The 18,152-nt window shown below is 69.8% G+C and carries 16 protein-coding genes; 5 read left to right on the forward strand and 11 right to left on the reverse strand.

Going from position 1 to position 18,152, the window contains the following annotated elements:
* Positions 1 to 26: 26 nt before the first annotated feature.
* Positions 27 to 1,160, reverse strand: a complete 1,134-nt coding sequence (locus ACPTTF_RS30090) for a M20 aminoacylase family protein (RefSeq protein WP_423369910.1) — start codon at positions 1,158 to 1,160, stop codon at positions 27 to 29.
* Between the two features lie 184 nt (positions 1,161 to 1,344).
* On the opposite strand from ACPTTF_RS30090, the gene ACPTTF_RS30095 reads away from it, so the two are divergent.
* On the forward strand, positions 1,345 to 2,304 hold the full coding sequence (locus tag ACPTTF_RS30095; protein WP_423369360.1) for a LysR substrate-binding domain-containing protein: 960 nt from the start codon (positions 1,345 to 1,347) through the stop codon (positions 2,302 to 2,304).
* A 61-nt stretch (positions 2,305 to 2,365) separates the two neighbouring features.
* Here the strand turns inward: ACPTTF_RS30095 and ACPTTF_RS30100 are convergent, their stop codons facing one another.
* The 8 genes from ACPTTF_RS30100 to ACPTTF_RS30135 all read right to left on the reverse strand — a co-directional run bounded on the left by ACPTTF_RS30100 (position 2,366) and on the right by ACPTTF_RS30135 (position 11,574).
* Positions 2,366 to 4,678: a TonB-dependent receptor gene (locus ACPTTF_RS30100; RefSeq protein WP_423369361.1), complete on the reverse strand. Its 2,313-nt coding sequence runs from the start codon at positions 4,676 to 4,678 to the stop codon at positions 2,366 to 2,368.
* A 212-nt stretch (positions 4,679 to 4,890) separates the two neighbouring features.
* Positions 4,891 to 6,186 carry an MFS transporter gene (locus ACPTTF_RS30105; RefSeq protein WP_423369362.1) on the reverse strand — a complete coding sequence of 432 codons (1,296 nt, stop codon included), beginning with the start codon at positions 6,184 to 6,186 and terminating at the stop codon, positions 4,891 to 4,893.
* Positions 6,183 to 7,259 (reverse strand): ABC transporter substrate-binding protein, encoded by a 1,077-nt coding sequence (locus ACPTTF_RS30110; RefSeq protein WP_423369363.1) that lies wholly within the window; start codon positions 7,257 to 7,259, stop codon positions 6,183 to 6,185. Before ACPTTF_RS30110 ends, ACPTTF_RS30105 begins: the two co-directional genes overlap by 4 nt.
* Before the next feature lie 34 nt (positions 7,260 to 7,293).
* The gene (locus tag ACPTTF_RS30115; protein WP_423369364.1) at positions 7,294 to 7,704 is read right to left on the reverse strand and encodes an ExbD/TolR family protein; all 411 of its coding nucleotides are present in this window, start codon (positions 7,702 to 7,704) and stop codon (positions 7,294 to 7,296) included.
* On the reverse strand, positions 7,704 to 8,420 hold the full coding sequence (locus ACPTTF_RS30120; protein WP_166954832.1) for a MotA/TolQ/ExbB proton channel family protein: 717 nt from the start codon (positions 8,418 to 8,420) through the stop codon (positions 7,704 to 7,706). The genes ACPTTF_RS30115 and ACPTTF_RS30120 overlap by 1 nt, the downstream gene beginning before the upstream one ends.
* A 41-nt stretch (positions 8,421 to 8,461) precedes the next feature.
* The gene (locus tag ACPTTF_RS30125; protein ID WP_423369365.1) at positions 8,462 to 9,277 is read right to left on the reverse strand and encodes an energy transducer TonB; all 816 of its coding nucleotides are present in this window, start codon (positions 9,275 to 9,277) and stop codon (positions 8,462 to 8,464) included.
* Positions 9,278 to 9,310: 33 nt separating this feature from the next.
* Complete coding sequence (locus ACPTTF_RS30130) at positions 9,311 to 10,357, reverse strand: ABC transporter substrate-binding protein (protein WP_423369366.1); 1,047 nt, start codon at positions 10,355 to 10,357, stop codon at positions 9,311 to 9,313.
* A gap of 44 nt (positions 10,358 to 10,401) precedes the next feature.
* Complete coding sequence (locus ACPTTF_RS30135; RefSeq protein ID WP_423369367.1) at positions 10,402 to 11,574, reverse strand: LLM class flavin-dependent oxidoreductase; 1,173 nt, start codon at positions 11,572 to 11,574, stop codon at positions 10,402 to 10,404.
* Positions 11,575 to 12,040: 466 nt separating this feature from the next.
* Between ACPTTF_RS30135 and ACPTTF_RS30140 the strand changes: the two genes are divergently transcribed.
* The 4 genes from ACPTTF_RS30140 to ACPTTF_RS30155 are packed head-to-tail and all read left to right on the forward strand — an operon-like array spanning position 12,041 to position 15,886.
* Positions 12,041 to 13,117, forward strand: coding sequence for an ABC transporter substrate-binding protein (locus ACPTTF_RS30140; protein ID WP_166954840.1), 1,077 nt, complete (start codon positions 12,041 to 12,043; stop codon positions 13,115 to 13,117).
* Between the two features lie 43 nt (positions 13,118 to 13,160).
* Positions 13,161 to 14,267 (forward strand): PhnD/SsuA/transferrin family substrate-binding protein, encoded by a 1,107-nt coding sequence (locus tag ACPTTF_RS30145; RefSeq protein ID WP_423369368.1) that lies wholly within the window; start codon positions 13,161 to 13,163, stop codon positions 14,265 to 14,267.
* The gene (locus ACPTTF_RS30150; RefSeq protein WP_423369369.1) at positions 14,267 to 15,082 is read left to right on the forward strand and encodes an ABC transporter permease; all 816 of its coding nucleotides are present in this window, start codon (positions 14,267 to 14,269) and stop codon (positions 15,080 to 15,082) included. Before ACPTTF_RS30145 ends, ACPTTF_RS30150 begins: the two co-directional genes overlap by 1 nt.
* A 15-nt stretch (positions 15,083 to 15,097) precedes the next feature.
* A complete protein-coding gene (locus tag ACPTTF_RS30155) occupies positions 15,098 to 15,886 on the forward strand; it encodes an ABC transporter permease (RefSeq protein WP_423369370.1) in 789 nt (262 codons plus the stop codon).
* Here the strand turns inward: ACPTTF_RS30155 and ACPTTF_RS30160 are convergent.
* A complete protein-coding gene (locus ACPTTF_RS30160; protein ID WP_423369371.1) occupies positions 15,877 to 17,004 on the reverse strand; it encodes a sigma-54 interaction domain-containing protein in 1,128 nt (375 codons plus the stop codon). The two genes, ACPTTF_RS30155 and ACPTTF_RS30160, sit on opposite strands and share 10 nt — an antisense overlap.
* A gap of 130 nt (positions 17,005 to 17,134) precedes the next feature.
* Positions 17,135 to 17,815: a class II aldolase/adducin family protein gene (locus tag ACPTTF_RS30165; protein WP_423369372.1), complete on the reverse strand. Its 681-nt coding sequence runs from the start codon at positions 17,813 to 17,815 to the stop codon at positions 17,135 to 17,137.
* Between the last annotated feature and the right edge of the window lie 337 nt (positions 17,816 to 18,152).

The following is an 18,152-nucleotide window of genomic DNA, read 5'->3' on the forward strand; positions in this document are numbered from 1 at the left end:
TCGTCAGTCAAAATCAGGCGGGCACGTCACGCGAGGTAGCGCTCCGCCAGCGCAATCCAGTAGCTCGCGCCGGTGGCGAGGCACGCGTCGTTGAAGTCGTAGCCGGGATGGTGGAGCCCGCATCCGGCGGCGCCTTCGCCATTGCCGTCGCCGTTGCCGATCGACAGGTAGCTGCCGGGGCAGGCGTTCAGCATGAACGCGAAGTCCTCGCTCGCCGCGATCGGCCGCAGATGCGGGATCAGCGCGCCATCGCCGCCCCATTCGCGGGCGACATCACGCGCAAACGCGGTTTCCGCCACGTGATTGACCAGCACCGGGTACTCGTGCCGGTAATCGATCTCGGCCGTCGCGCCGTAGCTCGCGGCCTGCCCGTGCACGATCTCGCGAATTCGCCGTTCGAGCAGCGCGCGCACGTCCGGCGACAGCGCACGCACGCTGAGCGCGAGATCCGCGTGCGGCGGGATCACGTTCGAAGCGGTGCCCGCATGGATCGAGCCGGCCGTCACGATCGCCAGGTCCTGCGGGTTCACGTTGCGCGACACGACGGTCTGCAGCGCCATCACGATCGACGCGCAGACGACCACCGGATCGATCGTCGTATGCGGGGCCGCGCCATGCCCGCCGCGCCCGGTCACGCGCACCCGCACTTCGTCGGCGGATGCCATCGCCGGGCCGTCGCAGAAACCGAGCACGCCGGCCGGCAGGCCCGGCACGTTGTGCATCGCGAACACCGCATCGCACGGAAACCGCTCGAACAGCCCGTCGTCGATCATCCGCTTCGCGCCGCCGAGCCCTTCCTCGGCCGGCTGGAAAATCAGGTTCAGCGCGCCCGTGAAGCGGGCGCGCTCGGCCAGGCACCGCGCCGCCGCCAGCAGCATCGCCGTATGGCCATCGTGGCCGCACGCATGCATTACGCCGTCGCACCGGCTCGCATACGGCAGCCCGGTCGCCTCGCGGATCGGCAGTGCGTCCATGTCCGCGCGCAGCCCGAGCCGTTTCCCGGCGCCTCGCGTCAACGTGCCGACCACGCCCGTGCCGCCGAGCCCGCGCGTCACCCGATAACCCCACGTTGTCAGGCAGTCGGCCACGAGGTCACTCGTCGCATGTTCCGCGAAGCCGAGCTCCGGGTGCGCGTGCAGCCGGCGCCGCAGCGCGATCATCTCCGTCTCGATGGCCGCCATTTCCGTATGGACAGGTTTGTGGTTCAACCCCGATTCTCCTCGATGCACGCCGGTTGCCGATCGCCCGAATGACCGATCGTGGCCGCATCGTAGGCAGCGAAAAAACCGGCGAACAGCCGCGGTTTCGTTATGATGACAACCTTTCGTTGTCGGGTATCGCCCCATGGGTACGATCAAGCTGCATCAGCTGCAGGCGCTCGTCGCGAGCGCGGAGGCCGGGAGCATCCGCGGCGCGGCGCGCACGCTCGGGCTGTCGCAGGCGGCCGTCACGCGCGCGCTGCGCGAACTGGAGGCCGGCGAGCGCCTGCCGCTGCTCGTGCGCGCGCCGGAGGGGATCGGATTCACGGAATACGGCAAGACGCTGCTCACGCACGCGAAGCTCGTGCTGAAGCAGCTCGAACACGCGCAGAGCGATCTCGAACGCATGCGCGGCCGCGTCGAGGGCCGGCTGAGCGTCGGCGTGACACCGTGGCTCACGATGACGTTCCTGGCGGAAGCCGTGCTGCGCTTTCGCGAGCGGATGCCCGACGTGCGCCTCGAACTCTACGAAGCGCTGATGGCCGTCGCGCAGCCGCTGTTGCGCGACGGCAGCATGGATTTCGCACTCGGGCACGTGCAACCGGGCGGCACGCAGGAATTCGCGTTCGAGCCGATGCTGCGCTACGAGACCTCGGTGATGGTGCGCGCCGGCCATCCGCGCGAACACGCGCGGTCGATCCATGACCTGCTCGAGAACGACTGGGTGCTGAATTTCGCGGCCGACGGGCAGGCCGCGCTCGTCGACTACCTGTTCACGCGCCACGGTGCCGAAATCGACGAGCGGCGCATCGTCCGCGCGCAGTCGGTGGCGATGCTGCAGACGATGCTCGAACAGGCCGACATGTGCACGTGGTGCCCGACGATCCTCGCGGCCGTGCCGCCGTTCGGCGAACGGATGCGCGCGTTGCGGCTGAAGGAGACCTTCGAGCCGCGCGACCTAGGGATCGTCACGCGGCGCAGCAGCACGCTGAGCGACGCGGCGCGCTGCTTCATCGACTGCCTGCTGCACGTGATCCGCCGCCATGCGCGATCGGCACGCAAGGCGGATCTCGCGCTGTTCAGGACACTGTCGCTGCTGATCTGACGCGCGGCAAACGCGGGCGGGCCACCGCGTCGCCGCCTGCGTCTCGTGCTCGTGCTGCCCGTCAGATCTTCGCCGTCAGCGTGATCCCGACCGTGCGCGGATCGCCGTACAGCACCGGATACGCGCCATACGACGGCAACAGCTCGAGCTTCTTGTAGACCTTGTTGGTCAGGTTCGTCACGTAGCCCGTCACGATGTACTTCTGGTTCGGCGTCGTGTAGGAAACGTGCGCGTTCAGCACCGTGTAGCCGCCCTGCCAGAGCTGCGGCATCGTCTGCCGGGTCGCGCTGAAGTATTCGCGGCTGCGGTAGTTCACGTCGCCGCCGGCCGTCAGCGTGCCGAACGACACCGGCACGCGATAGTCGAAGCCCGCGTTGAGCGTCGTATGCGGTGCGCGCGCGAACGAGTTGCCGACGGCGGCCGGCACATAGCGAAACTCCGTGTAGCGCGTGTTCAGCATCCCGAGGTTCGCGAACAGGTAGAGGCTGTTGACCGGCTGCGCCTTCAACTCCAGCTCGAAGCCGTCCGCGCGCCCCTGCCCCGCATTCGACAGCGTCGACACCGGCGGGCCGCCGAACGGGTTCGGCGCGAGCGCGAACACCTGGATGTCGCGATAGTCGTAGTGGAACACGCTCGCGTTGACGATCAGCCGCTTGTCGAACCATTCGCTCTTGATGCCGACCTCGTAATCGGTCAGGTACTCCGGCGATACGGTCGACACCGTACTCTGCGTATACGCGTTGCCGTTGTAACCGCCCGAACGGAAGCCGCGCGCATAGCGGAAATATGCACGTACGTTGCTGCTGAGCGCGTATTCGGGCGTGAGGTCCCAGGTCGGCGCACGCCAGGTGTTCGTCTGGTTCTGCCGCGCGCTGACCGCCAGCGGCGACGACACCGACGACGGATCCCACCAGCTGCCCGGATTGCTGAACGTCACGTTGCCGGTGTCCTGCAGGCCGGTCAGGTTGATGTTCTTGCGCTCGATCGTGTAACGCAGCCCGCCCGTCACGTTGAAGCGGTCGGTAAACCGGTACTTCACGCTACCGAAGATCGCCGCGCTCTGCGTGTGCTGCGTGAGGTCGGTCAGGTGGTAGAACGCGGGCGACGGCGAGCCCGGCAGGCCGCCGCCGGCGCCCTGCTCGGCCAGTTGCTCGGTGAACAGGTGCGTGCCGACGAGCCAGCTCAGCCGGTCGTTCTGCGGCGATTCGAGCCGGAATTCCTGCGAGAACTGGCGGCTCGACAGGCGATCGTGCGAACGTGCGGCGTCGAACGCCGAATAGTCCTCGTCGTCCTGGTACCAGCGGTGCAGCCCTTCGAACGCGGTGATCGACGTCAGCGTGACCGCCGGGTTGATGCGCCAGTGCGCGGTGAGCGACGTGCCCCAGGTCGAGATGTGATCGCTCGACGGCGCGTTGAGCGACACCGTGTACGGATCGCTCGACCCGACGAAGCCGAACTGGTTCGCGCCGCCCGGCCCCGCGCCTTGCGCGTGCCACGCATTGCCGCCGCCCGTGTAGTTGCGGCCGTGGATGTTGAACAGGAAGTCGGTATCCGACGTGGGCACGGCGAGCACCTGGAAGCGCACCGCGTTGTCGTGGAAGCCGCCGAAGCGCCCTTGCTGCACCGTATTCGTGAAGAAGCTGTCGGCGTTCTCGTGATACACCGACACGCGCGCGGCCAGCACGTCGTTCTTGCCGATCGGCCCGCCGATCGCGGCCTCCGCGAGCCGGCTGTTGTACTGGCCGAGCCCGAGCTTGCCGTAGCCGCTCACGTCGAAGGTCGGCTTCTGCGACGTGATGCTGAGCGCGCCGCCGACGGTATTCTTGCCCCACAGCGTGCCCTGCGGGCCGCGCAGCACTTCGATGCGATCGAGGTCGAACAGCGGGAAGCCCTGCCCGAACACGCTGTTGATGTACACGTCGTCGAAGTACACGCCGATCGGGCTCAGCGACAGGTCCGACGGATCGTTGCTTCCAACGCCGCGCAGGAACCAGCGCGGCCGCTCGCGGCCCTCGGTCGATTGCCCGGTAAAGTTCGGCACGTACTTCGTCACGTCGTTGATCACGCGCAGCTCGTTGTTCTTGATCGCGTCGCCGCTCAACGCGCTCACCGCAACCGGCACGTCCTGGATGCTCTCCTTGCGCCGGCGCGCGGTCACGGTCACCGTGCCGAGGTTCGTTTCGCGTATGGCCGTGCCACGGTTCGCACGGGCCGCCTTCGGTGCAGCCACGGCTGCCTCGTCCGTGCCCGGCTGTGCCGGCTTCGCGTCCGGTGCCGCCGTCGCCGCGCCCTCTTCCGCCCACGCGGGCAACGATACGGCCCCGCCCGTCAGCAGTCCCCCCAGCGCGGTGACGATTAGTTTTTTCCTGAACATCGATGAGTCATCCTGTTTGATCGGTTGAACGCACGTGCGTGCGCGACGCACGGGTTCCCTGTTGCAATTCGGATGCCAGCATCGAGAAGCCCGTCGCACGGGGCTTCCGGCATGTGCGTGGTGCGCGTGTTGCTGCATGCGCATCTGTGAAGGGAAGCAAACTGCTTGTCACGCAACACCGCCGGATCGCACCACACCCGATCCGACGGTCGTCAGGAGAGCTTTGCAGTCGCGGGCCGCGACGCGTCGTGCCGCCCATGTGCGACGCGCAGCGCGAACGCAACCAGCACGACGACGGGCAGCCAGCACAGAAACACGGCCTGCAACCCGACGAGCGGCACGAGCGCACTGCCGGCCAGCGGGCCGCAGAACGCGCCCGTCATCGACGCGAGGTTGTAGAGGCTCGACACCTGGCTCTTGTCCGCCGGGTGACGGCCGAGGCGCTGCATGTTGACGAGATGCAGCAGCGACGAGCCTGCGCACAGTGCGGCGAGTCCCGCGCCGACGCTCCATGCGTCATGGGCGAGCCCGAGCGCGAGCAACCCGGCCACGCCGCCGGCAAGGCTGAACCCGTGGCAACGGCGTGCGGTCATCCGCTGCGCGACATCTCCGAGCCCGAACAGCGCGACCACCGCGACCACGCCCTGCAGCGTCAGCAGCGCAACGGCGTGCGCCTGGGACAGCCCGAGCGACTGGATCGCGAGCACCACCGTATACGCGCCGGCGAGCGAACGGGTCGCACTGTTCACGGCTTCCAGCGCGAGTTGCTCACGCACGTCGGGGCTCCATGCAAGCGCCAGCAAGGCGCGCAGGCCGCCGGTTTCGGGGCGGGCGCCGCGCGGTGCAAGCGCGGGTGCGGGTGCGGGTGCAGGTGCAGGTGCAGGTGCAGGTGCGGGTGCGGGTGCGGGTGCAGGTGCAGGTGCAGGCACCGAGTCCCCAAGCAACGTCCGGCTGAACAGCGCCATGCCCGCGAAGCTCGCCGACGCCGCGCAGAACGTCGCGACCGGGCCATGCGCGCCGATCAGCCAGCTCGCGAGCCACGGCCCGACCATGCCGGTACCGACCGACATCGCCGCACGGTACCAGCCGGCACGCGCGAGGCCGATCTGCGCAAGACGCGCGAGAAACACGCCGTTGATGGACACGATCCGGAACGGGATGCACAGCCCGATCAGCACTTGCGTGAGCGCGATCAGCGGCCATGCGCCGGTATACGGCACGACGAGATTGAGCAGCATCGGCCCCATGCTCGCGACGAAGTACACGCGCCGCGCGCCGTAGCGCACGACGAGCAGCCCGGCCGGCAACGTCATCAGCGCGATGCCGAGCGGCTCCATCGCGGCAATGATGCCGAGCCGCGCACTGTCGACGCCGAGCGCGAGCGCATACAGCGTCGTCGCGAGCTGCGCCATGCTGATCGTCGTACCGCTCGCGAGCGCCAGCAGCATGAAGCCGCCGGTGAAGCGCTCGCGCCGCCATGCGTCGGCAACGCGTGCCGGCGCGCTCACCGCGCGGCGTCGCGAGGCGGCGGTGCGATGCCGTCGAGCGCGCGCCGGTCGATCCACGCGCGCACGTCGAAGTCGTCAGGCAGGAACCGCCATTCGACGAGGAAGCGCTTGAAATCGTCGAGCGCGGCAATCGACGCTTCGTCGAGATCCGTGCGCAGCCGCCGGTGCACGTCGGCGCCGTACGCGAGCCGCAGCCAGTCATGGCCCGATCCCGTCTCGCGGCCGAGATAGCCGAGCACCTCCTGCTCGTGCTCGCGCGCCCAGCCTTCGACATCGGTCACGCGCGCGAGGAAGCGGCGAACGATGTCGGGGTGTCGTTCGAGCGTCGATGCATTGACGGTCAGCGGCCGTGGCGAGCCATTGTTGATGCGGATCTGCGGATCGGGATGAAAGCCGATGTCGACGACCGGCTGCGCGCCGATCAGGTGCGCGGTTTCGAGCCCGAGCGAACCCTTCACGTAGATCGCGTCGACCTCGCCGCGCACGAGCGCGGCCGCTTCGGCCGCATAGAGCCGCCGGCTCGACAGGCTCGCGGGATGGCTGAAGGCCGCGTCGCGCGTCACCGGCGTCGACACGGGCGCGCGCAGGTTCGACGCGGGCACGTCGACCCATTCGACGTCGGCGGGGCCGAGCCCGTCGAGCGACAGCGCACTGACGAAACCGCGCAGCGCCGCGGCACGGAAGATGTCGATGCGCTCGCCGTCGCGGCGCGGCAGCCCGATGCGGCGCCCGCGCAGGTCCCTCGGCCGCTTCAGGCCGGTTTCCGGCAACGCGACGATCGCCTGCGCCTCGTCGACCCAGGTCAGCGCGATCACCCGCGTATCGGCGCCGGATGCGCGCGCCCACAGCGCGGGAATGCTGCCGCCCTGCCGGAACGCGTTGTCGAGCGAGTGATCGACGTGCGCGTGATGCAGCGCCGCGTGCTGGCTCTCCTGCAGCGCGCGCACGGTGATGCCGTCGCCGGCGAATTCGCTGTCGAGCCAGCCGAGATGCGCGGCGATGCCGAGCGGCGTCGGCACCGGACAGCGCGTGTACCAGATCGACTGGACGTTAGGGGAAGCCGTGATGCTCATGGATGCGTTCGGAAAAGGAGTCGTGAACCGCGCATCAGCCGCGCGGCGCGGTGAGCACCGACAGCCGCGTGATGCCCGCATGCTCGATCGCGGCCATCAGCTTCGCGACGGTGCCGTACGGCACGTGCTCGTCGGCCTGCAGGTCGAGCGCGACGTCGGGCCGGCCGGCCTTCAGCGCGGCCAGCTCGGCCGGCACCGCGGCGAGTGCGACTACGCGCTTGTCGAGATACACGACGCCCTTGTCGTCGACGCTCACGGTGACGTTCGGCTTGCGATCGGCCGGCGCCGTGGCGACGGTGTTCGGCAGGCTCACGTGCACCGCGTTGTTGAGCAGCGGCGCCGTGACGATGAACGCGACGAGCAGCACGAGCATCACGTCGACGAGCGGCGTGATGTTGATTTCACTGAGCACGTCGTCGTTGTCGGAAGAGGACGAGAAGGCCATTATGCGAACGCCTCCTGACGGCTGTCGCCGGCACGGCGTGCCGGCGCGGGCGCGGCGGCGGCGGCCGGCACGCGGAAACCGGCCTTCTGCGCGAGCGTGACGAAATCGGTCGCAAAGGCATCGAGGTCGGCCGACGCGGCCTTCACGCGACGCACGAAGAAGTTGTACGCGAGCACGGCCGGCACGGCGACCGCGATGCCGATCCCGGTCGCGACCAGTGCCTCGCCGATCGGCCCGGCGACGACGTCGATGCTCGCCGATGCGCTGTGCGTGATCGCGGTCAACGCATGGATGATGCCGAACACGGTGCCGAACAGGCCGACGAACGGCGCGGTGCTGCCGATCGACGCGAGCACCGCGAGCCCCGCTTCCGCGCGCCGGCGTGCGTTGTGGATCTCCTGGCGCAGATGGCGTTCGAGCAGGTCGTGGCGGCTCCAGCTGTGTTCGAGATCGTGCGCGCTGCTCTCGTCGGCGCGCCGCAGCGCGTCGAAGCCCGTCGCCGCGAGTTCGCCCACCGGGCTGTTCGCGCCGTCGAGCGCGGCCGCCTCGTGGAAACTGTTCGCGGCCCAGAATGCACTGACGTAACGCCGGTTGCGCGCGCTCGCGCGCAGGCTCTGGATCGCCTTCACGACGATCAGCGTCCACGTGACGACGGAGAAGAGGACGAGCAGCCAGAGCGCGCCCTGGACGATGAAGGTGGTCGGGATACCGTTCATGATGTGAGTTCCTTGAAAAATGGGGCGGGCCGCCCGGCGGGTCAGCCCAGCTTGAAATCGATCGGCACGTTGACCCAGCCGTCGACCGCTTCGTCGCCGCGCTTCGCGGGCACGAACGTCCAGCGCTTCACGGCGGCCACCGCCGCGTTGTCGAGCATGCGGCGGCCGCTGCTCGTGCGGACGTCGACGGAATCGGGCGTGCCGTTCGCGAGCACGTGCACGCGCAGCACGACACGCCCTTCCCAGCCCTGGTCCTGCGCGAACGCCGGATAGTCGGGCGCCGGGTTGCGCAGGTAGGCCGCGTCGCCGATCGGCGCGGTTTCGCGCACGGGTGCGGCGGGTGCGGGAGCCGGCGCGGCTTGCGTGGCGGCGGCCGGTGCCGCCGTTGCGGGTGCCGCCTCGCGTGTTGCTTGCGGCGCGGCAGCCTGCGCAGGCGCCGGATGCGCGACGGCCGCACTCGGCTTCGGCAGCTTCGGCGGGGTCGGCGCCTGCTTCAGCGGTTTCGGCGGCACCGCCGGTGGTGGCGGATGCGCGGCCTGCGGCAACGGTTCGGGTGGACGCGTCAGTTCGACCGTCATCGGCAGCGGCCGCGGCGGCTGCACGGGCGGCGCGGCCGGTGTGCGCGCGGCCAGCAGCGCGACGCCCGCATGCAGCGCCGCGATAGCGAGCGCAATCGCACCCGTGACACGCCACCGGCCCGCCTTCGCCGTGCGCGCATCCGGCCGTGCGGCGGGCGAAGCCGACTGCGGCCATGCAACGCCTGCCGCAGCGCCCACGTCCGCGCCCGTGCGCGGCGCCGCGCGCGCCGCATGCCGGCGCGCCGGCGGCACCCCGTATTCGATCGTCAGACCTGTCATGCTCGACTCCTTGCAATGACGCGCCGCGGCGCGCTACGCGACCCACGCATGGCGTTGCCGGTCGATGCGCGTGAACGGCGCCGGGTCGATCCATGCGCGCGCATCGAAATCCTGCTCGAGAAAACCCCACTCGACGAGGAAATCCTTGAACGCGACCAGCCCGTCGATCGACGTCTGCGCGAGCCCCGTCTCCAGATGGCGGTGCACGTCCGCGCCGTACGCATAACGCACCCACTCGTCGGACGCACGCGTTTCGCGGCCGATATAGGCCACCGTCTCGGCCGGATGACGCGCGGCCCAATCGCCCGCGCCCACCACGACCGACAGGAAGCGGCTCACGAGATCGGGGCGTGCGTCGATCAGTGCGCGGTCGACGGTCAGCGTGCGCGGCGTGCCGTTGCCGATCCGCACGAGCGGATCGGGGTGCGCGCCGAGATCGATGACGACCTGCGCGTCGATCAGGTGCACGGTTTCGAGCCCCTCGACCCCTTTCACGAACACCGCGTCGACCTCGCCGCGCACCAGCGCCGCGATCTCGAGCCCGTACTCGTGCGGGCCGCGCGTGAACGAGGCAGGCCCGGTGAGGCGTTCGCGTTCGTCGGGCAGGTCGACCCATTCGGCGTCGCCGTGCCCGAGCCCTTCCAGTTCGAGTGCGCTCAGGAAGCCTTTCAGCGCGGCTGCGCGCCAGAAGTCGATGCTGATCGGATGGCGCGGCAACCCGAGCCGCCGTCCGCGCAGATCGCGCACGGTGCGGATGCCGCGCTCGGGCAGCGTGACGATCGCCTGGAATTCGTTGGTCCACGACAGGCCGATCACGCGCGTATCGGCGCCGCGGGCTCGCGCCCACAGCGCGGGAATGTTGCCGCCCTGCCGGAACGAGTGCGGGAGGCTGTGATCGAAATGCGATTCGCGCTTGCCGGCGTCGGCCGTCTCCTGCAGCGACTGCAGCGCGATGCCGTCCGGCCCGAACTCCTCGTCGAACCAGCCGCGGTGCACGGCGATGCCGAGCGCGGTCGGCACCGGGCAGCGCGTGTACCAGAGTGCGTCGCGGGCCGTGGCCTGCGCAGCGAGTGTCGTCATGGTGAATGTCCTTGGGGTTGGAATGCGGGGAAAAGCCGTGGCGCTCATGCGCCGGCCACGCGCAGCGCCGCCTGCGTGCCGCGCGCGTTCAGCGCGCCGTCGACGAGCGGCAGCACTTCCTCGCCCACGCGGTACGCTTCCTCGAGATGCGGGTTGCTCGCGAGGATGAACGTCGAGACGCCGATGTCGACGTATTCCGCGAGCCGCTCGGCCACCTGCTCGTGGCTGCCGACGATCACGCAACCGGGGCCGCCGCGAATCTGCGACATCCCGGCCCACAGGTTCGGGCCGACGATCAGGTCGTCGAAGTGTTGCGTGTTGCCCTGGTGCAGCGCGAACTGGCGTTTCGCACCGACCGATTCCGACGACTCGCCGCGCCCGCCGAAGCCGTTGCGCGTCGCGTCGCCCACCGTCGCGAACATCTGCCGCAACTCGGCCCATGCCTGCTCCTCGGTCTCGCGCGCCAGGATGTCGATGCGTATGCCGAAGCGCAGGTCGCGCTCGGCGTTCTGGCGATCGAGCGCGCGGCGGGCCGCATCGATCACCTCCTTCTGTTTCGCGAGCGGCTCACCCCAGCTCAGGTGCACGTCGCCATGCTTCGCGGCGACCGCGAGCGCGGCATCGCTCGCGCCGGCCAGGTAGAGGCGCGGCGGCTTCTGGCCGCTCAACGGCGGCAGCAGGCCACCGCCTTCGACACGGTAGAAGCGGCCGTCGAACGTGAACGGCTCGCCGGCCGCGACGCCCTTCACGACGTCGAGGAATTCGTCGGTGCGCGCATAGCGGCTGTCGTGATCGATGAAGTCGCCGTACGCGCGCTGGTCGGGGCCGCCGCCGCCCGTGACGACGTTCCACTCCACGCGGCCACGGCTGACCCGCTGCAGGCTCGCGGCCATCTGCGCCGCGTAGACGGGATGCACGAAATGCGGCTGCAGCGCGATCAGGAGCCGCAGCCGGCGCGTCTCGCGCGCCAGCGCGGCCGCCACGACCCACGGCTCCTCGGTGAAGCGGAAGATCGGGATCAGTGCGCCGTGGAAGCCGGCGATATCGGCCGCGCGCGCGACCTGCGACAGATAGTCGATGTAGCCGAACGCGTCGTCGTCGACTTTCGGCGCGACGCGCGACGCGCGCTGGCGGTTCCATTCGCCGCGCGTATGCAGGTCGTGTGCGCGCCGGCCGTCGCCGTGCATCGGCAGGCGCCACAGAAATTCAACAGCCATCGGGGTTCTCCTGGTCGGGCCATTCGGATTGCGTGCGGCATCGGCGTGCCGCGCGTGTGCTGCGCTGTAAAGCACGCGGTGTGCCAACCCGCTCGCCGCGGCGCGTGCACGGCGGCCCGCGAACGTGCGCGACGCCTTGCACACCGGGCGTCGGCGGCAATCGGATCGCACCCGCCTGACCGCAGCCGGCGCGATCGCGACAGGCCTGTGCCGCGCTGCTGCACCGGCCGCATCGCTGCTGCGCGCGCAACAGCGGCCGACGCGACTGTTGCTGACGCAACAGGCCATGCATCGGCACATGCAGCGCCCCTCCCGCGCGACGCCCGTGCCGCGCGCGGCCGCGCCGTTTCCGTTCACTGGCCCGGAACTTGCAACGTTGACCGGCCCGCGCGGGCGGCACCGACGCCGTGCGACACCGTGCGCGACCGCGCATCGACCATGCTTACGCAGAGAGGGAATCTCACACATGACAGACAGGCCCGATTCGTCATCGGACAAGCAGCAGCCGTTCTGGTACGCCCGATCGCCCGTGCCGACCCCGCTCGGCATCGCCGTGCATCTCGGCTGGCTCAACGGCGAGACGTCGGCCGACGGCGTCGCGATCCGCTCGCCGCGCGGCGCCACGCGGCACGACGTGTCGTCGATCAGCGACCACACGCTGACGCAGTCGTTTCGCCAGGGCGGCAGCATCCCCGCGATGTGGGCGCGCTCGAACGGCGCGAATACGCGCGTGATCGGGCTGTCGTGGGTCGACGAGTCGCAGTTGATCCTCGCGCGGCCCGACTCGGGCATCCGCACGGTGAAGGCCTTGCGCGGGCGCCGCATCGCGATCCCGAGCCGCCCCGACGATCGCATCGACATCTTTCGCGCGTCGGCGCTGCGCGGCTTCGTCAATGCGCTGAGCCTCGACGGGCTGACCACGCGCGACGTCGAACTCGTCGACGTGCAGGCGCGCACGCTGCAGGCCGTCGGGCCGGCGCGCGCGGCGGACCTGTTCGCGTCGCCGCACGGCTTCTCGAGCCGCGCGCTGTACGCGGCCGAAGCCGGCGCGCTGCTGCGCGGCGAAGTCGACGCGATCTACGTGAAGGGCTCGACCGGCCTCGAGATCGCGCAGCTGATCGGCGCGCACGTCGTGATCGACATCGGCTTTCATCCGGAGCGCTCGATCCGCAACAACAACGGCACGCCGCGCCCGCTGACCGTCAACGCGGACGTGCTCGCGAACCATCCGGACATCGTCGCCGGCTTCCTGAAGCTCGTGGTCGCGGCCGGTGAATGGGCCGGCACGCATCCCGACGAAACCGCGCACTACGTGGCCGGCGAAACCGCGTCGTCGATCGACTGGGTCCGCGCCGCGTACGGCAACCAGCTGCACCGGCACCTCGGCGTCAACCTCGACGACGAATCGGTCGCCGCGCTCGACGACTTCAAGACGTTCCTGCACGAGCGGGGGTTTCTGGAAGCCGACTTCGACGTCGCCGACTGGATCGACCCGCGCCCGCTCGCCGACGTGCTGCGGCCGTCGCGGCAGAAACGCGCGTGAGCCGCCGCGTCAGCCCCCTTTCCGCCCACTGCTCCGGACCATCATGAAACACACGCTCTCCCTCGCCTCGCTGCGCCGCCCGCTGCGTGCGCTGTTCGCCGCGCTGCCGTTTGCCGCGGCATCGCTCGCCGCACCGGCCGCGCACGCGGACGATGCGCCCAAGGTGGTGCGAATCGCCGTCGTCGCGTATTCGAGCGGCGGCAAGACGCAATACGCGGGCGCATCCGCGCTGATCGACGCCGACAAGTCGCTCGAGAAAGCGCTCGCCGCGCGGCACGTGACGCTGCAATGGGTGCCCGTATCGACCGCGGCGGTCGGCACGCTCGTCAACGAGGCGTTCACGAACGGCAGCATCGACTTCGCGGGCTACGGCGACCTGCCGTCGGTCGTCGTCAACGCGTCGGGCACGCATACGCGCCTGATCGTGCCGGGCGGGGTCGGCAGCAACACGTATCTCGTCGTGCCGGCCGGCTCGACCGCGAAATCGATCGTCGACCTGAAAGGCAAGCGCATCGCGCTCAATCGCGGCCGGCCGTGGGAAGTCACGTTCAGCAAGCTGCTCGCGGAGAACGGGCTGAAGCTGTCCGACTTCAGGATCTACAACCTCGATCCGCAGGCCGGTGCAGCGGCCGTCGCGGCCGGCCGGGTCGACGGCTTCTTCACGCTGTCCGACGCGTATTCGCTCGTCGACAAGCACGTCGGCAAGATCATCTGGTCGACCAAGACCGCGCCCGACGACTGGAAGATGCGCGCTGAACTGTGGGCGTCCGACGATTTCGTGCGACGCTACCCCGACATCACGCAGCTCGTCGCGACGGCCTACGTGCGTGCCGCGCACTGGATCTCGCAGCCGCAGAACCGCGACGCGTACGTGAAGATCCTGAGCGCGTCCGGCCAGCCGGAAAGCGTCGTGCGCCGCGAATACGCGGACGAGGCGACACCGTGGAAAGAGCAATGGACGCCGCTCTTCACGCCCGCGCTGACCGGTCACTATCGCGACGTCGTCGCGTATAGCCGCCAGGCCGGCCTGACGTCCACGCCGGTCGACGTGAATGCGCTGCTCGCGCCGACGTTCGTCGCGACCGCGCTCAAGCAGCTCGGGCTCGACGGCTACTGGCGCGCCGATGCGGCGCGCGTCGCGAGCCGCTGATGCCGGTGCACGCCCTCGCATCGAACGGCGCCCGCGCAGCCCGCCTGCCCGGCGTGGCCCGCTTCGGCGGGCTGGCGCTGTGGTGGGCCACGCCCGTCGCGTTCGTCACGCTGTGGTGGCTCGCGAGCGCGCAGCGCTGGTTCCCGCCGCAGCTCGTCGTGCCGCCCGAACGGCTCGCGGCGACGCTGCGCACCCTGCTCGACACCGGCGAACTGCGCGACAACCTGCTGATCACGCTGCATCGCCTCGCGCTCGGGTTCGCGATCGGCGCGACGGGCGGGGCCGCGTTCGGCATCCTGCTGGCGCGCAGCCGGCTGTTCTCCGACTACCTGCGGCCGACCTTCGACCTGCTGCGGCAGGTGCCGACGCTCACGCTGATTCCGCTGCTGATCCTGCTGATCGGCGTCGACGAGCCGCTGAAGCTCGTCGTCGTCGGCAAGGCCGTGTTCTTCCCGGTTGCGCTGGCCGCGTACACGGGCGTGCATGACGCGCCGCGCGATCTCGTCGAGATGGCGCGCCACTACGGGCTCGGCCGCTTCGCGCTGCTGCGCGACGTGCTGCTGCCGGCCGCGTTGCCGCCGCTACTGACCGGCGTGCGGATCGCGCTCGCACGCGCGTGGCTCGCGCTCGTCGCGGTCGAGCTGCTCAGCGCCGACAGCGGGATCGGCCAGATGATGGAACTCGCACGGCAGATGCTGCGGCTCGACGTGGTGCTCATCGACGTCGCGGTGATCGGGCTGATCGGCTTCGCGATCGACCGGTCGATCGCGCTCGTGCAACGCTACGCATTGCGCTGGCAGACGCCCGCGCGCTGAACGGACAGGCTTCGAATGACCCTCGCTACGCGCCCCCTCTCGTTCGTCGCGCTGCGCCGCCGCGCACGCGGCCTCGTCGTGCCGGCCCTGTTGCTGGCCGCATGGCAATACGCGTCCTCCGGCGACGCGGCCCATCAATACGCGTTCGTGCCGTTGCAGCAGGTCGGCGCCGCACTCGTCGAACTCGCCCGCAGCGGCGAACTCGCCACCGATCTCGGCGCGAGCCTGCGCCGCACGACGCTCGGCCTGGCGGCGGGCGTCGTGTTCGGGCTCGTGTTCGGCGCGGCAATGGCACGCTCGACGCTCGCGCGCAAGCTCGGCGAGCCGGCGTTCCAGGCACTGCGCTACGTGCCGCTGCTCGGGTTGATTCCGCTGCTGAGTTTGTGGGCCGGCAGCGGCGAATTCGCGAAGGTGCTCATCATCGCGCTCGCCGCGTTTTACCCGATGACCACCGCGAGCTTCGACGGGCTGCGCCGCGTCGATCCGCGCTATGTCGAACTCGCGCAGTCGTATCGCCTGACGCACATCGGCCTGTGGCGCGACGTGCTGATTCCCGGCGCGCTGCCCGACCTGTTCGCGGGCGTGCTACAAGCCGTGCCGTTCGCCTGGATCACGGCGACCAGCAGCGAGCTGCTGTTCAACGCGGGTGCGGGTGTCGGCAGCCTGATGCAGAACGCGCAGGCCGGCGCGCGCGCCGACGTGTTGCTGGTGTGCGTGCTGGGGGTGACGGCGCTCGCTGTCGGCATGAGTGCGCTATGCGAGCGGATCGCGCAGCGCGCGCTGCGCTGGCGCGATCACGCCTGACGGCGCAGCCGCGCGTCGGCGTCGCCTCCATCACCCGCGTCGCGCGGCTTCAGGATGCCGAGCTGCGCGAGCCGCGCGCGCACGATGTTGCGCGACTGGTCGAGCAGGCGCGACATGCGCAGCTGGTTGTGTTCGCTGTAGTCGAACACGCTGCGGTAGACAGTGTCCTCGATGTGCTGCCAGAGCGCCGGCGTGCCGAGATCCAGCAGCTCGATCACCGCATGGCGCAGCGCATCGGTCGCCTCGGCCACGTCGCGCGCCCGGCGCGGCGGGGCCGCCGCCGAGGCGCGCGGGTCGCCGGCCTCGGGCGCGAGCGACAGCGCGGAGAACTGCAGGTCGCCCACATCGATCGCGCCACCCGCGCAGATCAGCACCGCGTGGTGGATCACGTTCTCGAGTTCGCGGATATTGCCCGGCCACGCGTGCGCATGCAGCCGTGCGCGCGCGGCGTCCGTGAGCGTCGGCGCGGCGACGCGCAGCCGCTTCGCATAGGTGTCGATGAAGTGCTCGATCAGCGGCGCGATGTCGCCGGGCCGCTCGCGCAGCGGCAACAGGCTCAGCTTCACGACGTTGAGCCGGTAATAAAGATCCTCGCGGAAATTGCCCGCGCGCACCGCAGCCTCGAGATTCACGTTGGTCGCCGCGACGAGCCGTACGTCGATCTTCACGGTCTTGCGCGAGCCGACCGGCGTCACTTCGCGCTCCTGCAGCACGCGCAGCAGCTTGACCTGCGCGGACAGCGGCAGGTCGCCCACTTCATCCAGAAACAGCGTGCCGCGATTCGCGGATTCGAACCAGCCGGGCTGGCTGTTGATCGCGCCGGTAAACGCGCCGCGTTCGTGGCCGAACAGCTCGCTTTCGATCAGCGTCTCGGAGAACGCACCGCAGTTGACCGCAACGAACGGGCCGTCGTGGCGCTCGCTCAGCGAATGCACGAGGCGTGCGATCAGCTCCTTGCCGGTGCCGCTCTCGCCGGTGACGAGCACGGTCGCGTCGCTTGGCGCGACGAGCTGGATGCGCTCGAGCAGTACGCGCGACTTGGGATCGTCGAACGTCAGCGCCTTCGCACGGATCGTGATCGCATGCGAAGTCGGGTCCGGCAAACTGAAGATGGCCATGGCACGACCGGCGTGTTGAACGGGGAAGGTTCGACGATAGCAAGACGCGCGCCGGCCACGAACCAATTCATCGAGCTATCGGTATGACGACGGCCGGATTGCGCCGGCCGCCGCGCGAAGTCACCCGAGGTCACGCGAGACCGGTCATCTTCCATTGCTGTTCGAGCGCGCCCGGCCCGAACTCGAGCGAGCCGCCGAGCGGCTCCGCGAGCGCCTGGAAATACGCGGCTTCCTCGAGGATCAGGATGTACTTCGACACGTCGAGGATCGAGGTGCCCCAGAAGGTCGCGCCGCCATTCGCCTCGATGATCGCCGGTACTTCGGAGTCGCGGCGGATCGTGTCGACGATGAAACGCGGCTCGCCGGGACGGCGATCGACATACACCGGGATCTCGCGGGCGCGCGTGTAGCGCGCGGCCGGCGCATAGCGGATCGGCAGCGGGCGATGCGCGCTCGCCCATGCGCCGAGGTACGGGCCGTGCACGTGGATCACGACACCGACGTCCGGCACCTCGCGGAACACGTCCGCATAGCGCGGCCCGTTGCCGCCCGCGCGCGCATCGCCATGCAGCACGTCGCCGTCGAACGTCACGACCACCGGCTGGATCTCCTGCGACGCGGCCCACGGGCTCAGCGCCGACAGCGCGACGACGAGCTCGGTGCCCGGCACGCGCTGGAACGCCTGGAACGTGTTGGTCGCGGACAGCGTGCGCGTGTCCTTCAGCACGCGCGCGGCCTGCGTGAACTCGCGCGTGGCGCGCTCGACGAATGCCACGAGTTCGCCGCTGTCGATGGTTGAGGTGACGGACATGAGAACGGTTTCCTTGATCGGGTGAACAGAGAGGATCGCGTCGCGACGCCGCGACGCACGCCGACCGGATCAGCAGCAATCGTGCCAGCCGCGCACGCCCGCATCGAACGCCCGCGCCACGGTGCGTGCGCACCGGGCACACCGCGTGCGGCACGAGCCATGCACATGCTGCTGTTGCGGGAGCAACAGCCCGCCGGCCCGGATTGCTGCGCGACGCACAGCCGGTGCCTGCATGCAGCACACGCCGTACGACACAACGCCCCGTCGCACCGCGCGCCGCACACGCAACGGCTGCGCTGGTTCGAAACTTGCGTCGTGATCGGCCCGCGCCGTGCAA

Origin of the sequence: Burkholderia crassaminum, assembly GCF_964265005.1 — a bacterium.
Classification (GTDB): domain Bacteria; phylum Pseudomonadota; class Gammaproteobacteria; order Burkholderiales; family Burkholderiaceae; genus Burkholderia.

Excerpts from the sequence above, each read along its gene's own strand:
- ACPTTF_RS30090 (WP_423369910.1), bottom strand. The coding sequence starts at position 1,160 with ATGATCGCGCTGCGGCGCCGGCTGCACGCGCACCCGGAGCTCGGCTTC.
- ACPTTF_RS30095 (WP_423369360.1), top strand. The coding sequence starts at position 1,345 with ATGGGTACGATCAAGCTGCATCAGCTGCAGGCGCTCGTCGCGAGCGCG.
- ACPTTF_RS30100 (WP_423369361.1), bottom strand. The coding sequence starts at position 4,678 with ATGTTCAGGAAAAAACTAATCGTCACCGCGCTGGGGGGACTGCTGACG.
- ACPTTF_RS30110 (WP_423369363.1), bottom strand. The coding sequence starts at position 7,259 with ATGAGCATCACGGCTTCCCCTAACGTCCAGTCGATCTGGTACACGCGC.
- ACPTTF_RS30115 (WP_423369364.1), bottom strand. The coding sequence starts at position 7,704 with ATGGCCTTCTCGTCCTCTTCCGACAACGACGACGTGCTCAGTGAAATC.
- ACPTTF_RS30120 (WP_166954832.1), bottom strand. The coding sequence starts at position 8,420 with ATGAACGGTATCCCGACCACCTTCATCGTCCAGGGCGCGCTCTGGCTG.
- ACPTTF_RS30125 (WP_423369365.1), bottom strand. The coding sequence starts at position 9,277 with ATGACAGGTCTGACGATCGAATACGGGGTGCCGCCGGCGCGCCGGCAT.
- ACPTTF_RS30130 (WP_423369366.1), bottom strand. The coding sequence starts at position 10,357 with ATGACGACACTCGCTGCGCAGGCCACGGCCCGCGACGCACTCTGGTAC.
- ACPTTF_RS30135 (WP_423369367.1), bottom strand. The coding sequence starts at position 11,574 with ATGGCTGTTGAATTTCTGTGGCGCCTGCCGATGCACGGCGACGGCCGG.
- ACPTTF_RS30140 (WP_166954840.1), top strand. The coding sequence starts at position 12,041 with ATGACAGACAGGCCCGATTCGTCATCGGACAAGCAGCAGCCGTTCTGG.
- ACPTTF_RS30145 (WP_423369368.1), top strand. The coding sequence starts at position 13,161 with ATGAAACACACGCTCTCCCTCGCCTCGCTGCGCCGCCCGCTGCGTGCG.
- ACPTTF_RS30150 (WP_423369369.1), top strand. The coding sequence starts at position 14,267 with ATGCCGGTGCACGCCCTCGCATCGAACGGCGCCCGCGCAGCCCGCCTG.
- ACPTTF_RS30155 (WP_423369370.1), top strand. The coding sequence starts at position 15,098 with ATGACCCTCGCTACGCGCCCCCTCTCGTTCGTCGCGCTGCGCCGCCGC.
- ACPTTF_RS30160 (WP_423369371.1), bottom strand. The coding sequence starts at position 17,004 with ATGGCCATCTTCAGTTTGCCGGACCCGACTTCGCATGCGATCACGATC.
- ACPTTF_RS30165 (WP_423369372.1), bottom strand. The coding sequence starts at position 17,815 with ATGTCCGTCACCTCAACCATCGACAGCGGCGAACTCGTGGCATTCGTC.